Here is a 16,137-nt window from a genome sequence, read left to right as displayed (position 1 = left end):
CCCTAAGTGCGGAATTCCTGGGGCAACCGCCCTGAGGAGACCCTCCCGTAACCGAAGAGGAGGTTGCCGGGACGGGCCCGCGCTGATACCCCCGCCCGCTTCCTAATCCTTCTTCAGGTTTTGCAATGCCTCCTGCACGGAGCCATACCGCTTCAGGGCTGCCCCTGCCGCCTGGTAATCCAGGTCCAGACTTTCCATCAGGTAGCGCGTCCCCCTGTCGATCAGCTTGTTGTTGCTGAGCTGCATGTGGACCATCTTATTCCCCTTCACCCTGCCAATACGGATCATCAGGGACGTTGAAATCATGTTGAGGACCAGCTTCTGGGAGGTGCCGCTTTTCATGCGGGTACTGCCGGTGACAAATTCCGGGCCCACGTCGACCGCGATGGAAATCTCGGCGGCTGCCGCCAGGGGGGATCCGGGGTTGTTCGTGATCCCGGCCGTCAGGATTCCTTCCTCCCGGGCCTTCCGGATACCTCCCAGTACATAGGGCGTTGTACCCGAGGCCGCTATCCCCACCAGGGTGTCCAGTTTCCCGATATCGTAGGCGGCCAGGTCTTTCCAGGCCTGTTCCGTGTCATCTTCCGCGTGCTCCACCGCTTTGCGGATGGCCTGGTCTCCCCCGGCGATGAGACCGATCACCCGGTCGTGCGGCATGCCGTAGGTGGGCGGAATTTCGGAGGCATCGAGAATCCCGAGGCGCCCGCTGGTCCCGGCGCCGATGTAGAACAGCCGGCCCCCGCTCAAAAAACGCGGCTCCATGGCAGCTACCAGCCTTGCGATTTCGGGAATGCAGCGGGCCACGGCGGGGGCCACTTTGCGGTCCTCCTGGTTGATTTTTTCCAACAGGGCGGCGGCATCCAGCTTTTCGAGGTGGTCGTGGTTGGATGCCTGCTCGGTAATCTTGTGAAAATCTGACATGGTCCGGTGGAGATTTGCGAATGAATGGTTTGTGAAAAGTGACTGGGGATGGATTGATTATAACAGGTGAATTTCCCGTTCCCGGAACGGGTTGAGGCGGTTGTGCTCCGGTGGAAGTTCCGTAACCAGCGTATTGATGGCGCTGATATCGCAGGTGCGGTACCGGTGCTGGGAATTGAGTTTTTCGGAAATACAGAGTAAGATCGCCTTTCGGGAAGCCTCGATCACGGATTTTTTGACCTGAACGACTTCCCAGTCAAATTCGGTAAGGCCATGCAGGGCATCCACGTACCCGGTACCGATAAAACCGTAATCGACCCGGATGTCGGATAAGGCGTGAATCGCACTGGCCCCCGTGGCAATCTGGGCTTCACGGGAAATCTTCCCCCCGATCAGGATCACCTCCACCCTGGGTTTGGAAAGGAGCTGCAAGGCTACGGGCAGGCTGAGGGTAAAGCAGGTCAGACTCAGGTTCTCAGGCAGCTCCCGGACCAGCTCCAGGCAAGTGGTACCCCCATCGATGAAGATTACGGAGCCTTCTTTTAGCAATCCGGCCGCTTTCCGGGCAATCACCCGTTTCTCTTCCAGCGCATAGGTGTGGCCACTGCCGGTGGCAGGGCTGATGAAACCCAGGGATACTGCCCCTCCGTGGACCTTGCGGAGCTTCTGCTCCGCATCGAGTTCCTTGACATCCCGACGCACGGTATCTATGGAAACCTCCAGCAAATCAGCCATGTCCGTTAACTGGACACGGTTGTGCAGGTCCACTTCACTGAGGATAATGCGCTGTCGTTCTTCCTTGAGCAATTTAAAGGGATTTGCGGCAAAGATAGTAAATTCCTGAACTTGCAGTTTTCTGAGGTTGCTGTTTAATTTAAGGTTAAATATTGCATGTTACTGCAAACTAAACTGCAAAAAGCTGCAAATATCAAATTTTATTATTATTTTTGTCCCAGCAAACAAACAGCTATACTATGACCGAAATCGCAACTACCTCTCCCTATGGCGTCATCCCCACGGATGAGGAATCCCGCAAATTCGAAAAGATCCCCACCCGGATTTACGACAATTCGGAGACTGCCTCCTACCAGGTAGCCTTAGAAATCGCCGGGCTGGTCCGCCAGCGGCAGAAACAGGGCAAGAAAGCCGTCATCGGACTGGCCACCGGCTCCACTCCGACCAAGGTGTACGACTACCTGGTGGATTTCCACCGGAAAGAAGGCCTGAGCTTCAAGAATGTCATCACCTTCAACCTGGATGAGTACTTCCCCATGCAGCCGGATTCCATCCACAGCTATGTCCGGTTTATGAACGAACACCTGTTCGACCATATCGACATCAAAAAAGAAAACATCCATATACCCGACGGGCGGCTCGACAAGGAAGACGTGAGGGATTTCTGCAAGGCCTATGAAGAAAAAATCCGCGAGGCCGGAGGCCTGGATATACAGGTACTCGGCATAGGCCGGACGGGCCATATCGGCTTTAACGAACCGGGCTCCTCCCTGAAGAGCGTTACGCGGATGGTCCGCCTGGACCGGGTTACCCGCCTGGACGCGGCCAGCGACTTCTTTGGCCTGGAAAACGTCCCCACCAAGGCAATCACCATGGGGGTCGGCACCATTCTGGCCGCCAAGCGGATCATTCTGATGGCCTGGGGGGAAGGCAAGTCCGGTATCATCAAGCAGGCTGTGGAGGGAAAAGTCCGGGAATCGGTACCCGCCACTTTCCTGCAGCACCACCCGAACTGTGAGGTCATCCTGGATATGGCAGCAGCTTCCTCCCTGAGCCGGACAGATACGCCCTGGCTGGTTTCCGAGTGCGACTGGAATGACGCCCTTATCAAGAAGGCTGTGCTCTGGCTTTCCGAAAAACTGGACACGGCCATCCTGAAACTGACCAACGAACACTACAACGAATATGGCATGGGGAACCTGGTGGCGGAAATCGGGTCGGCCGAACACATCAACCTGCGGGTTTTCAATGCCCTGCAGCGGACCATCACGGGATGGCCGGGAGGCAAGCCCAATGCGGACGACAGCAACCGGCCGGAACGCAAGGATCCCTATCCGAAAACTTCCCTGATTTTCAGCCCGCACCCGGACGACGACGTGATCTCCATGGGCGGCACCCTCCTGCGCCTGGTCGACCAGGGGCATGAGGTACATGTGGCCTACCAGACTTCCGGGAACATTGCCGTGTTCGACGACGAAGTGATCCGATTCCTCGATTTTGCCACGGACGTGCAGCGGGACAACAAGGCGCTGATGGAACAATTCCGCGAGGTACGGGAATTCCTTGCCAACAAGGAACCCGGGGCTGTGGACAGCCCGGAAATTCAGGAATTCAAGGGACTGATTCGCAAAGGGGAAGCCCTGGCAGCCTGCCGCTACTGCGGGGTAAAGGAGTCCAATGCCCACTTCCAGAACCTGCCTTTTTACGAGACGGGAACGGTTAAGAAGAAACCCCACTCCGAAAAGGACATACAGATCACCTACGACCTGCTGCAAAAGGTAAAACCCCACCAGATATTCGCCGCCGGGGACCTTTCCGACCCCCACGGGACCCACCGCGTGTGCCTGCAGATTATCTTCCAGGCCCTTGAACGACTCAAGGAGGAGGGGGCCGAATGGCTGAAAGACTGTTATGTATGGCTTTACCGCGGGGCATGGCAGGAATGGGACATCGCCGACATGGAAATGGCGGTCCCCATCGGCCCCAAGGACATGGAGCGGAAAAAGAACGCCATCTTCAAGCACCAGTCCCAGAAGGACAGCGCCATGTTCCCGGGAAATGACGAACGGGAATTCTGGCAGCGGGCCGAACAGCGGAACAAGGAGACCGCCCGGAAATACAATGCCCTTGGCATGGCAGAGTACGAGGCTATGGAAGGCTTTGTGCGCTACCATTTCCTGTAAGCGACCTGCATAATTCGAATCTTAGGCCCCGGCAGCATAGCCGGGGCTTATTTTTTTGACTACCCGTCGGTCCGCAGGCATTTATTACATTTAAGCCAAATTCGCATAATGACGCCAAAAGATAAACGGGCCTGGCTCTGGGTACCCACACTGTACTTTACCCAGGGACTCCCCTATGTGCTGGTGGTTACCGTATCGGTAATACTCTATAAACAACTGGGGGTAAGCAATGCCGACATTGGCCTCTACACGAGCTGGCTCTACCTCCCCTGGGTCCTCAAGCCCCTCTGGAGCCCTTTTGTGGACCTGCGCAGCACCAAGCGCAAATGGTTCCTCTCCATGCAACTCCTGATATCGGTTGCCCTGCTGGCTGCCGGCCTCAGCCTGCCCACCAACCAGTTCCTGATCACCTCCCTGGCCTGTTTCTGGATTGCCGCGTTTGCCTCAGCCACCAATGATATTGCCTCGGACGGTTATTACATGATTGCCCTGAGCCAGAAAAAGCAAAGTTTTTTCGTGGGGATGCGCAGTACCTTCTACCGCCTGGCCATGATTACCGGCCAGGGGCTGATCGTCATCCTGGCCGGTTTCCTGGAAACCTATTACGGCGACAACACCAGGGCCTGGTCCGTCACCCTCACGGCCACGGCCGGTCTGATGCTGCTGATGACCCTGTCCAATTATTTCGCCACACCTGCCTATGAAACCCCGCGGGCTCCGGACGGCCCGGGGGGCTTCTGGAAAATATTCAGGAGTTTCTTCGACCGGCCGCATATCGGGTGGGCTCTGGCCTTTATCCTGACCTACCGGCTCGGCGAGTCCCAACTGGTCAAGATGGCCGCACCCTTCCTGCTCGACGACGCGTCCGCAGGCGGGCTATCCTATTCCACGGAGGCAGTCGGGACCATCTACGGGACCGTCGGGGTCATCTGCCTGTCTACCGGGGGCATCCTGGGGGGGATCCTCATTTCCCGGGACGGGCTCCGGCGGTGGATGCTGCCCATGATCCTCTCCCTGAACCTGCCCAATATCCTCTATGCCGTGCTAGCACTCACCCAATCGGACCATACATGGGCAGTGGTGGGCACCGTGGTAGCTGAACAATTCGGGTACGGGTTCGGTTTTGCAGCCTTCCTGATCTACCTCATCTATATTGCGGACGGCCCGTTTAAAACGGCCCATTATGCCATAGCCACCGGCTTTATGGCGCTCGGCATGATGCTCCCGGGCATGATCAGCGGGTACATGCAGCAATGGCTGGGGTATGGCGGTTTTTTTACCTGGGTGGTCATCGCCGCCCTGCCGGCCCTGCTGATGCTTTCCAAAATCCGGTATCCTGCCGAATACGGCAAAAAATCCGCATCCGATGCCTGAGTTCCCTACATCCAGCCAAATGCAGGACCGCACCACCCTCGAAGAGCGCGTGGGACAACTGTTCATGCCTGCTGCCTTTATCAACGATACGGAGGAAGCCATCGGCCGGTTGGAACGCCTGATCCGGGATTACCATATCGGCGGCCTTTGCTTTTTCCACAGCCCGGCCAGCGCCGCAACAAATTTTGAAGGTGAGAAGGAAATCCCGAAGAACCCGGACAGCCTGGGCAACCTTAAATCCCTGATCCGTCGCTACCAGGCTGCAGCATCCCACCCACTGCTGATCGCCATGGACGCCGAATGGGGGCTTGCCATGCGGATTGAGAACGGGGAGGGCTACCCCTATGCGCTGTGCCTGGGGGCACTGGAACCGGGGGACCCGCTGATTTACCAGACCGGCCTCCGGATGGCGGCCGATTGCCGGGAAGCCGGCATCCACTGGAACCTGGCGCCCGTTGCCGACGTGAACAACAATGCCGCGAACCCGGTAATCGGTTACCGGGCCTTTGGGACGGATCCCGAGGCCGTGGCCCATCGGGCAACCGAACTTTTCCGCGGGCTTCGCAACGGTGGCATCCTGGGATGCGCCAAACATTTCCCGGGGCACGGGGATACGGGGGTCGACTCCCACCTGGCGCTGCCGGTCATCGACAAAACCGCCGAAGCCCTGGACCAGGTGGAGCTGGCCCCTTTCCGGTCGCTGATCGCGGCAGGGGCCGATGCCGTAATGACCGGGCACCTTTCGGTACCTGCCCTGGACCCCTCCGGCATGCCGGCAAGCCTTTCCGCAGCCATCATCCAAGGCACCCTCAGGGGAAAGCTGGGATTTGAAGGCCCGGTGATCAGCGATGCGCTCAACATGCATGCGGTAAGCAAGATGTTCCCCGAGCTAGGTGAAGTGGCGTGGCGGGCCTTTGCCGCCGGGAACGACATGCTTTGCTTTGCGGAAGATATCCCTCTGGCCCATAAGCGCATTTGCAAGGAAGGCGACCGGGGCAAGATCGATATGGCCTTCGCGCGAATCTGGGGTTTGAAGGAGCGGGTATATTCCGAAAACACCCGGCCCATCCAACCGGATTTCAGCCCGGCCGGGCTCCGGGAGGAACTGGCGGCCCGGTGCCTGACTGCCGTAAGGGCAACCGGGGCGCCGCCGGAGCGCTTTGCCTCCGATGGGGATACCACCCTGGTCTGCGCCGGGGACATGGCGGAGGTATTCCTGCACGGCCTGAAGGGGGTTGTCAAAAGGCCGCCCTTGCACTGGGGATGGACGGATACCCGGGAGGCGGGTTACCCGATACCCGCCACCAAAAAGGTCCTTCTTGCTCTCACCCCGCCCCGCGTGAAGCCCGCCAATAGTTTCGGCATGCCCCCTGCTGCCCTGGAAGCCATCCGGGAACTCTGCAAAAACCGGGAAGTCTGGCTTTGCCATTTCGGAAACCCGTATGCGCTGGACCTTTTCAACCTGGAGCCGCTGGCCGGGATCCTGTTGGCTTATCAGCCCACGACGGAGTTCCAGGGACGGGCCGCTGCCTATTTCAAGGGGGATGCACCCGCCCCCGGCCGATTGCCCATTCCCCTGAAAACCCTAAAACTCCGAAAACCATGAAAACCCCCTGAAATCCATGAAGACCTATCGCATACTGGGCATGATGTCCGGGACCTCCCTGGATGGCCTGGACCTGGTGCTGGCCGAATTGACCGACACAGGCGAAACCTGGAAATACCGTATCCTGGAGGCGGATTGCATCGACTACGACGCCCCCATGCGGGAAAGGCTGCACCAGGCCATCGGCCTTGGGGCGGTAGACCTGCTCGCGTTCCACACGGAGTACGGTCGCTGGCTGGGCAGGGCCGCACGGCAGTTTCTCCGGACCCGAAATACCAGGGTGGACGCGGTGGCCAGCCATGGGCACACCATCCACCACCGGCCGGACCGCGGTGTGACCTTTCAGCTGGGGTGCCCCCAGGAGGTCGCCCTGCATTCCGGGGTGACCTGTATCGGGGATTTCCGCTCCCTGGATGTCCGCCTGGGCGGGCAGGGGGCACCCCTGGTTCCCATCGGGGACCGGCTGCTCTTCGGGGAGTTCGACTTTTGCCTGAACCTGGGGGGCATCAGCAATATTTCCTTTGAAAGGGACGGAAAGCGGACCGCATTTGATATCGGGATAGCCAATATGCTGCTGAACCACCTCAGCCGGGAAGCCGGACATCCATACGACGCCGGGGGGAACCTGGCGCGGAAAGGCCGCGTCCTTCCCGGGTTGCTCCGGGCGCTGGACAACCTGCCCTATTACCATCAGCCGTTCCCGAAATCCACCGGGTACGAGTGGTTCCGGGATGCCATCCTGCCCCTGCTGGCAGATGCCCCGGACTCCCCGGAAAACCGGCTGCAGACAGCCGTCAGGCACATTGCGGGGACAATAGCACGCCAGATTGATCAACTAGCCGGGGGAAATCCCGGGAAGGTGCTGGTCACGGGGGGTGGGGCCTATAATGCCTACCTGATGGAAGTGCTGGAAGAGGCGACTGCCCCGGGGATTCGTCTGGTGGTCCCGGAAGGGGGGTTGGTGGAAAACAAGGAGGCCCTGGTCTTTGCCCTCCTGGGGGCCCTCAGGCTGCAGGAAGGCGTGAATGTGCTCGCTTCGGTCACTGGGGCGAGCCGGGATTCCTGTTCCGGGGTGATCTACCTTCCCGGGGGCTAAAGGGGAATGTTGCCATGCTTGCGCCTGGGGGCCTCCACCTCTTTGTGCTGCAGGGATGCAAAGCCCCGGATGAGCTTCCTGCGGGTTTCCCTGGGTTCGATGACCTCGTCGATGAAGCCCCTGCCGGCAGCGCGGTAGGGGTTGGCAAATTTTTCGGCGTATTCCGCCTCCTTTTCGGCCAGTTTCTTTTCGGGATCCTCCGCCCGGGCGATTTCCTTCCGGAAAATAATCTCACTTGCGCCTTTGGCGCCCATTACCGCAATTTCGGCCCCGGGCCACGCGTAGTTCAGGTCGGCCCCGATGTGTTTGGAGTTCATCACGTCATAGGCCCCTCCGTAGGCCTTTCGGGTAATCAGCGTAATACGGGGAACGGTGGCCTCGCTCAGGGCATAGAGCAACTTGGCCCCGTGCACGATGATCCCGTTCCATTCCTGGTCGGTTCCCGGGAGGAACCCGGGCACATCCACCAGCACCAGCAAGGGGATGTTGAAACAATCGCAGAAACGGGTAAAACGTGCCGCCTTCCGGGAACTGTCGCGGTCCAGGACCCCGGCCAGTGAGAGCGGCTGGTTGGCAATCACCCCCAAAGGCCTCCCCGCAAGGCGGGCAAAACCGGTCAGGATGTTGTCCGCATAATCCGGGTGGATCTCAAAAAAGGAATCCGGGTCCACGATACCCCGGATCACTTCCTTCATGTCGTAGGGCTGGTTCGGGTTTCCCGGTACGAGGTTGCCCAGGTCTTCCCGCCACTCGGATCCCATTTCGTAGGGGACGGCCGGGGGCTGTTCCCGGTTGTTCTGCGGCAGGTAGGACAGGAGTTTGCGCAGGTCCTGCAGGCAGGCTGCATCGTTGGGTGCCGTCCGGTGGGCGACCCCCGATTTGGTCGAATGGGCCCTGGCCCCGCCGAGCTCCTCGGAATCCACAGATTCGTTGGTTACGGTGCGCACCACGTTGGGCCCGGTGACGAACATGTAACTGGTTTGTTCCACCATGACGATGAAATCGGTCAGGGCCGGGGAATAGACCGCTCCCCCGGCACAAGGCCCCATAATGGCAGAAAGCTGGGGCACCACCCCCGAAGCCCGGACATTCCGGTAGAAGATGTCCGCATAGCCCGCCAGGGACCGCACCCCTTCCTGTATCCGGGCGCCGCCGGAGTCGTTCAGGCCTATGAGCGGGGCACCCGCCTTTACGGCCAGGTCCATGGTCTTGCAGATCTTCTCTGCATGTGTCTCGGAGAGGGATCCCCCGAACACCGTGAAATCCTGGGCAAATACATAGACCAGGCGACCGTCGATGGTCCCGTAACCGGTTACGACCCCGTCTCCATAATACTGTTGGTCTGCCATGCCAAAATCGGTAGTGCGGTGGGTCACCAGGCTACCGAGTTCCTCGAAAGAACCCGCATCCAGCAGGTAACGGACCCGTTCCCGGGCCGTCAGTTTTTTGTTTTCGTGCTGTTTGTCGATGCGTTTCTGCCCGCCTCCAAGCCTGGCGGCTTCCTGCCGGCGGCGCAATTCCTCAAGATTATCCTTCATCGGTTCCTTTGTTGATACTTAGTTTATCCAGGTGATTTAGATACGCATGCAGGGCCACCCTGGCTGCGACGGAGGCCTCCCGTTCCAAGTCGTTTTCCAGTTCTTCGGGGGAGTAATGGTCCCGTACAAAATGCGTGGTGAAGCTGCCGCTTGTAAATGCCGGGTGCCGGCAGACAAAATCGCCGAATGGCAATGTGGTTGCAACCCCGGCCACCTGGTAACCTGCAATGGCCTCCCGCATCCTCCGGATGGCAGCCGGCCGGTCTTCCCCATGGACGATCAGCTTGGAGAGCATGGGGTCGTAAAAGATCGGGACCTGCATGCCTTCTGCAAACCCGTCATCCACGCGGATCCCCTCCCCTGCGGGGGGACGGTATAGCTCAAGCCTGCCCACGCTGGGCATGAAATCCTGCAGCGGGTCCTCGGCATAGACCCGGAGTTCCAGAGCGTGCCCGTTTATCTTCAATGCTTCCTGCTTCAGGGTAAGTTCCTCCCCCCGCGCCACCCGGATCTGCAGCTCCACCAGGTCAAGGCCCGTTATGAGTTCGGTTACCGGGTGCTCTACCTGCAGGCGGGTATTCATTTCGAGGAAATAAAAATGATGGTCGGCATCCAGCAGGAATTCCACGGTGCCTGCCCCGACGTAATTGCAGGCGCGCGCCACATCCACGGCTGCCCGGCCCATCCGGTCCCGGAGTTCCGGCGTCAATACAGAGGAAGGCGCTTCTTCCACCACTTTCTGGTGGCGGCGCTGAATGCTGCATTCCCGTTCGAAAAGGTGGAGGATATTCCCGTGGGTATCTGCCATTACCTGGATTTCGATATGCCGGGGGGCTGTCACATACTTTTCGATAAATACGGACCCGTCCCCGAAGGCCGATTTGGCTTCGCTCATGGCGCGCTGGATCTGCCCTTCGAGTTCGCCCTCCCGATCTACCACGCGCATCCCCTTGCCCCCGCCCCCTGCGGCGGCCTTGATGAGTACCGGGTAACCGATCCCGGCCGCAATTTCGCGGATCTGCTGCAGGTCCGTTACCGGCTCGTCTGTTCCCGGGACAAGCGGTATGTCGTATGCCTGAACAGCTCTCTTGGCGGCAAGCTTGTCTCCCATGGTGTGGATGGCGTCGGGTCCGGGGCCAATAAAAATGAGGCCAGCCTCGGCCACTGCCCGGGCGAAACCGGCATTCTCGCTCAGGAACCCGTAGCCCGGATGGATGGCTTCCGCCCCGGTATCCAGGGCAACTTCAATGATACGATCCCCGAGGAGGTAGGATTCCGCAGAAGGGGGCGGTCCGATACAAAAAGCCTGGTCGGCAGCCCGCACATGTGGTGCATCCCGGTCCGCTTCCGAATAGACGGCGACCGTGGAGATCCCCATCCGGTGTGCCGTGCGCATGACGCGCAGCGCAATTTCGCCCCGATTGGCAACGAGTATTTTTTGCATGGGTCCTATTTTTCGAATTCGATGAGCACGCTTTTCTTCTCCACTGCGTCGCCTTTACGCACCGGTATGCGGCCGACCACCCCGTCCGCCGGCGCAAGGATAGCGTTTTCCATCTTCATGGCTTCCAGCACGAGCAGCGTATCCCCCTGGCGGACCTGGTCCCCTTCGGAGACTGCTATGGAAAGGATCAGGCCCGGCATGGGTGCTTCGATGGTCGATATCTGCTGGGCAGTCTGGAGTTCGAAGCCCATCTGGTCGATCTGCAGGTCCAGGTCGTCTGCCAGACGGACTTCAAAAACCCGGCTGTCCACGCCAATCCGGTAGTATTTCTCGAGGGGTCGGGCCTCAAGGATCCTTACCAGCCCGGGTTTGCCGCCATCCAGCAGGTGGAATTCCATCGGACCTGTGGGTACCAGGTCCAGCTTCCGCACTTGTTCCGGGTCCAGGTCAAATTTCCGCGACCCGTCTACTGTGGCACGGTAGGTGGTACTCATCGCATGTTCAGATTTTGATTCTCTCTAAAAGTAAGGTTTCGGGACCAAAACAACGACTCCTATCAATTTTTTCGCGGAGACCGGAACAGCCGTCGACCGGGCAAACTATCTGACCCGGGCATGGGGCAGGTTACTTCTAAATTCCTAATTTTGTCCAAAACCAAGGTCATGTTGACGATCGGAATTGCGGGGGGTACCGGGTGCGGCAAGACGACCGTGGTAAATCAGATTACCGGGCAGTTATCCGAGAGCGAGGTAGGCGTGATTTCCCAGGATTCCTATTATCGGGATCTCTCCGATTTGACTCATGAAGACCGGTGCAAAATAAATTTCGACCATCCGCGGGCCATCGACTTCGACCTGTTGCGCGCCCACCTGGAGGAACTGAAGGCAGGACGGGCCGTAGACCAACCCGTGTATTCCTTTGAGCAGCACAACCGAACTGCGGAAACGATCCGGACAGAACCCCGGAAAGTAATGATCGTCGAGGGTATCCTGATCCTGACCCACCCGGAAATACGGGATTTGTTCGATATCAAGATCTTTGTACACGCCGACTCGGATGAACGCCTGATCCGCAGGTTGCGGCGGGACATTACGGAACGCGGCCGGGACCTGGACGAGGTGCTGCGGCGCTACCAGGAGACCCTTAAACCCATGCATGACCAGTTTATAGAGCCAACCAAGGAATTTGCGGACCTCATCATCCCAAACAACAAATACAACACCGTGGCCATCGACGTCGTGCGGGCCATCATCACGGAGAAAATCGCCACGCCATGAATTGGAAGCAGCTGCGAAACAAGTCCTGGTTTAAGTTTGCCAGCAACCTCTATGTTCTGGTACTGACCGTATTTGTGGTCTGGATGGTCTTTTTTGATCAGAATTCCCTGTTGATACACCTCGAACTGAGACGGGAAATCCGGAAACTGGAAAAGCAGCAGGAGTTCCTCAGGGAGCAGATTGCGAGCGACCGGGAGGTGATCGAAAAACTCTCAGACCCGAAGGAACTCGAAAAGTTTGCGCGGGAGCACTACCTGCTGAAAAAAAAGGATGAGGAAATCTTCCTGATCGACCTAGACAGCCTTAAAGATGCGGAAGATGACAACTAACGAACTTTTTGAAGGGTTTCCGCCCGTATCGGCAGCGGCTTGGAAACTGCAAATTCAGGCCGGGCTGAGGGGTGAGGACTACAATGAGCAGATGACCCGTACCACGCCTGAGGGTATCCGGATCAAACCGTTCTATACCGCAGAAGACCTCCCGCCTGCAGACAGGGCCCGGTTGCCCCTCCCCGCCGGCTGGAAGGCGGGGATGCTGCTGGTCTCCGGTGACGGGGAGGCAGCCGAACGAGCCCGTAAGGCCATTGAAGGCGGGATTTCACTCTTTTTGGTCCGGGTCGAAGGCCCCGCGGAATGGCTGGGCGGGTTGGGAGCGGATGCAGGCCCGTTTTGGCTCGAGTGGCCGGATGTCCACCTGGATCCGGAAAGCGTACTGCCCGGGTCCCTTGGCGGCGATTCGGTGCTCCTGCCCGACCCGATCGGGACCCTTGCGGAAACCGGCAACTGGTCCCGGGGCAAATCGGCCGATTTGGGGCGCCTGCAGGAATTGTGCAGGCAGTGGCCGCAGCAGCTGTCCCTCTCCATACGGGCCGACCACTACCAGCAGGCCGGGGCCCATGCCGTCCAGCAACTCGCCTACGCCATGTCGCACATTCAGGAATATGTGCTGCAGGCACAGGAACACCCCGAACTCCTGCCCGCACTGGAAAACCCCGTGTTCCGCGTGGCCGTGGGCGGGGACTATTTTATGGAGATTGCCAAGATCCGCGCCCTCCGGCGCCTCTGGATCCTCCTGGCAGCTAAATACGAACTGCCCGGGGCATGTCGCGTGATCGCCGTGCCCAGCCTGCGCAACAAGACGCTGTACGATTACAACACCAACCTGCTGCGGACCACCCTGGAATGCATGGCGGCGGCCGTGGGCGGGGCTGACCTGATCTGCAACCAGCCCTATGACACGCTCTACCAACAACCCAACGATTTTGCAGACCGGATTGGCCGGAACCAATTGCTGATCCTGCGGGAGGAAGCCCATTTCTCCAGGGTATCCAACCCTGCCGACGGCTCCTTCTACCTGGAAAGCCTGACCGACCAGCTGGGACGCAAATCCCTGGAATTGTTTAAAAACCTGGAAAAAGGGGGCGGCTTCCTCGTACAGCTCAAGGCGCTCAAGATCCAGGAGAAAATCCGCGAGGCTGCGAAAAAGGAGCAGGACGCTTTCGATGCGGGCGACCTCCAGCTCGTCGGCAGCAATGTATTCCCCAACCCCGCAGACCAAATGGCGGGAGAGCTCCAGAAAGAGGTATTCCCTCGGAAATCCGGCAAGACCCTGTTGGAGCCCCTGCTGCTGAGGCGGCTCACTGCCCGTTATGAACAAAAAAGGCTGAAGGATGAACCGCGATAGGATACAGGAACTTCAATGGGAGAACAGCCAACCCGGAGCCCCTTCGGGCAATGGGGCGTCGGATACCTTCCGGACGGCGGAGGATATCGAGCTCAAAGACTATTACGGGCCGGGGGATTCCAGGGACCTGCTCCATACGGGTTACGCCGCCGGGATACCGCCCTACCTGAGGGGTCCTTACAGCAGCATGTATGTCCGGCGTCCCTGGACCATCCGGCAATACGCCGGATTTTCGACCGCGGAGGAGAGCAATGCCTTTTACAAACGGAACCTGGAAGCCGGCCAGAAAGGCCTTTCCGTAGCCTTTGACCTGCCCACCCACCGGGGGTATGACAGCGACCACCCCCGCGTACCCGGGGATGTGGGCAAAGCTGGTGTGGCCATCGATACCGTGGAGGATATGAAACGCCTCTTCGACGGCATCCCCCTGGATGAGATGTCAGTCTCCATGACCATGAACGGGGCGGTGATCCCCATCATGGCGTTCTACATCGTGGCGGCCCGGGAGCAGGGGGTTGAGCCGGCGGCCCTTTCCGGGACCATACAGAACGACATCCTCAAGGAATTCATGGTCCGCAACACCTACATATACCCCCCGGCACCTTCCATGCAGCTGGTGGCCGATATCTTTGAATACAGCAGCCGGCACATGCCCCGCTTCAACAGCATCAGCATCTCCGGTTACCATATGCACGAGGCCGGTGCCCCGGCTCACATGGAACTGGCCTACACCCTCGCCGACGGGCTGGAATATATCCGGACAGGCCTGGATGCCGGTCTGGAAGTAGACACCTTTGCACCGCGTCTGTCCTTTTTCTGGGGCATTGGCATGAACCATTTCATGGAAATTGCCAAGCTCCGCGCCGGACGCATGCTTTGGGCCCGGCTGGTCAAACCATTCGGCCCCCAGAACCCGAAATCCATGGCCCTCCGTACCCATTGCCAAACCAGCGGCTGGAGCCTTACCGAACAGGACCCCTTCAACAACGTCGCCCGGACCATGGTGGAGGCGGCAGCGGCTGTTTTCGGGGGCACCCAGAGCCTGCACACCAATGCCCTGGACGAGGCCATCGCCCTGCCCACCGATTTCTCGGCCCGGATCGCCCGGAACACTCAGCTGATCCTGCAGCGTGAGTCCGGCGTAACGCGCACTGTGGATCCCTGGGGGGGCAGCTATTATGTGGAGCGCCTGACAGCCAGTCTGGTGGAAAAAGCATGGGAATTGCTCGAGGAGGTCGAGAGCCACGGCGGGATGACCAAAGCCATCGAAGCGGGCATCCCCAAAATGCGGATCGAGGAGGCCGCGGCCCGCAAACAGGCCCGGATCGATTCCGGCCGGGATGTGATCGTGGGGCTGAACCGGTACCCAAGCCCGGAAGACGATCCGCTTCAAATCCTGGAAGTGGATAACACCCGGGTCCGCAGGCAACAGATCGAACGGCTGGAAGCCGTCCGCAACAGCCGGGATGCCGAAGCGGTCCGGGAAGCCCTCTCGGCCCTGACAGCAGCCGCCCGGAGGAAACAGGCCGGGGAATCCCGGGGGGAAGCCGATAATTTGCTAGCTTTGGCAGTAACGGCTGCCCGTCACCGGGCCAGCCTTGGAGAAATCAGCGGGGCACTCGAAGCTGCCTATGGGCGGCACCGTGCCAGCGTTCAAACCATATCCGGGGTGTATTCCAAAGAAATCCAGCAGGACCCGGCCTTTGAGAAGGCCCGTAAGATGACCGATGAATTTGCGGCCAGGGAAGGCCGCCGTCCCCGTATCATGGTCGCCAAAATGGGGCAGGACGGACACGATCGCGGGGCCCGGGTGGTCGCCACGGCCTACGCGGACCTGGGCTTTGATGTGGATATCGGGCCGCTCTTCCAAACCCCGGAGGAAGCCGCCAGGCAGGCCGTGGAGAATGATGTGCACATTTTGGGGGTATCTTCCCTGGCTGCCGGGCACAAGACGCTGGTGCCCGAAGTAATCCGTGCACTCCGGGAGATGGGCAGGGAAGATATCCTGGTTATTGTAGGGGGTGTCATTCCCAAACAGGACTACGACTTCCTTACCCGCGCCGGTGTGGCAGGCATATTCGGGCCCGGCACACGCATCAGCGAGGCCGCCATCCAGATCCTGGAACTTCTCATGGGAGGGAACTGATCTCTCCCCGCGTTTTGCCCCCCGGGAGGTTCCCGACCAACTGCAGTGCGAAAAGGCCGCGAATACGGAAAGTTATTCACCCCATGTTAACAATTTACGTTTTCCCGGAACCCAAATAATCGTATTTTTAACCC

The 16,137-nt window shown here is 59.3% G+C and carries 13 protein-coding genes; 8 read left to right on the top strand and 5 right to left on the bottom strand.

Annotation, left to right across the window (positions count from 1 at the left end; translation table 11 throughout):
• Nucleotides 1–102: 102 nt before the first annotated feature.
• Both H7F20_RS07905 and H7F20_RS07900 read right to left on the bottom strand, forming a co-directional pair.
• Nucleotides 103–921: an N-acetylmuramic acid 6-phosphate etherase gene (locus H7F20_RS07905; RefSeq protein ID WP_185785555.1), complete on the bottom strand. Its 819-nt coding sequence runs from the start codon at nt 919–921 to the stop codon at nt 103–105.
• Between the two features lie 57 nt (nt 922–978).
• Complete coding sequence (locus tag H7F20_RS07900) at nt 979–1,728, bottom strand: DeoR/GlpR family DNA-binding transcription regulator (RefSeq protein ID WP_185785554.1); 750 nt, start codon at nt 1,726–1,728, stop codon at nt 979–981.
• A 167-nt stretch (nt 1,729–1,895) separates the two neighbouring features.
• Between H7F20_RS07900 and nagB the strand changes: the two genes are divergently transcribed.
• From nagB to H7F20_RS07880, 4 genes are all read left to right on the top strand, one after another.
• Nucleotides 1,896–3,839, top strand: a complete 1,944-nt coding sequence (gene nagB / locus H7F20_RS07895) for a glucosamine-6-phosphate deaminase (protein WP_185785553.1) — start codon at nt 1,896–1,898, stop codon at nt 3,837–3,839.
• A gap of 108 nt (nt 3,840–3,947) precedes the next feature.
• Nucleotides 3,948–5,213, top strand: a complete 1,266-nt coding sequence (locus H7F20_RS07890; RefSeq protein WP_185785552.1) for an AmpG family muropeptide MFS transporter — start codon at nt 3,948–3,950, stop codon at nt 5,211–5,213.
• Nucleotides 5,206–6,819 (top strand): glycoside hydrolase family 3 protein, encoded by a 1,614-nt coding sequence (locus H7F20_RS07885; RefSeq protein ID WP_185785551.1) that lies wholly within the window; start codon nt 5,206–5,208, stop codon nt 6,817–6,819. The genes H7F20_RS07890 and H7F20_RS07885 overlap by 8 nt, the downstream gene beginning before the upstream one ends.
• A gap of 16 nt (nt 6,820–6,835) precedes the next feature.
• Nucleotides 6,836–7,915 carry an anhydro-N-acetylmuramic acid kinase gene (locus H7F20_RS07880; RefSeq protein ID WP_185785550.1) on the top strand — a complete coding sequence of 360 codons (1,080 nt, stop codon included), beginning with the start codon at nt 6,836–6,838 and terminating at the stop codon, nt 7,913–7,915.
• Here H7F20_RS07880 and H7F20_RS07875 read toward each other — a convergent pair.
• The 3 genes from H7F20_RS07875 to H7F20_RS07865 are packed head-to-tail and all read right to left on the bottom strand — an operon-like array spanning nt 7,912 to nt 11,391.
• A complete protein-coding gene (locus tag H7F20_RS07875) occupies nt 7,912–9,453 on the bottom strand; it encodes an acyl-CoA carboxylase subunit beta (protein WP_185785549.1) in 1,542 nt (513 codons plus the stop codon). The two genes, H7F20_RS07880 and H7F20_RS07875, sit on opposite strands and share 4 nt — an antisense overlap.
• A complete protein-coding gene (locus H7F20_RS07870; RefSeq protein ID WP_185785548.1) occupies nt 9,443–10,897 on the bottom strand; it encodes an acetyl/propionyl/methylcrotonyl-CoA carboxylase subunit alpha in 1,455 nt (484 codons plus the stop codon). Before H7F20_RS07870 ends, H7F20_RS07875 begins: the two co-directional genes overlap by 11 nt.
• A gap of 5 nt (nt 10,898–10,902) precedes the next feature.
• The gene (locus H7F20_RS07865; protein WP_185785547.1) at nt 10,903–11,391 is read right to left on the bottom strand and encodes an acetyl-CoA carboxylase biotin carboxyl carrier protein subunit; all 489 of its coding nucleotides are present in this window, start codon (nt 11,389–11,391) and stop codon (nt 10,903–10,905) included.
• 168 nt (nt 11,392–11,559) lie between these two features.
• Between H7F20_RS07865 and udk the strand changes: the two genes are divergently transcribed.
• The 4 genes from udk to scpA are packed head-to-tail and all read left to right on the top strand — an operon-like array spanning nt 11,560 to nt 16,003.
• Nucleotides 11,560–12,174: a uridine kinase gene (udk, locus tag H7F20_RS07860; protein WP_185785546.1), complete on the top strand. Its 615-nt coding sequence runs from the start codon at nt 11,560–11,562 to the stop codon at nt 12,172–12,174.
• Nucleotides 12,171–12,503 (top strand): septum formation initiator family protein, encoded by a 333-nt coding sequence (locus tag H7F20_RS07855; protein ID WP_185785545.1) that lies wholly within the window; start codon nt 12,171–12,173, stop codon nt 12,501–12,503. Before udk ends, H7F20_RS07855 begins: the two co-directional genes overlap by 4 nt.
• Nucleotides 12,493–13,857, top strand: coding sequence for a methylmalonyl-CoA mutase family protein (locus tag H7F20_RS07850; protein WP_185785544.1), 1,365 nt, complete (start codon nt 12,493–12,495; stop codon nt 13,855–13,857). Before H7F20_RS07855 ends, H7F20_RS07850 begins: the two co-directional genes overlap by 11 nt.
• Nucleotides 13,844–16,003 (top strand): methylmalonyl-CoA mutase, encoded by a 2,160-nt coding sequence (gene scpA, locus H7F20_RS07845; protein WP_185785543.1) that lies wholly within the window; start codon nt 13,844–13,846, stop codon nt 16,001–16,003. The genes H7F20_RS07850 and scpA overlap by 14 nt, the downstream gene beginning before the upstream one ends.
• The last annotated feature ends 134 nt before the right edge of the window (nt 16,004–16,137 follow it).

Origin of the sequence: Robiginitalea sp. SC105 (genome assembly GCF_014243345.1) — a bacterium.
Lineage (GTDB): Bacteria > Bacteroidota > Bacteroidia > Flavobacteriales > Flavobacteriaceae > Robiginitalea.
This window is presented reverse-complemented; position numbering and strand designations above follow the sequence as displayed.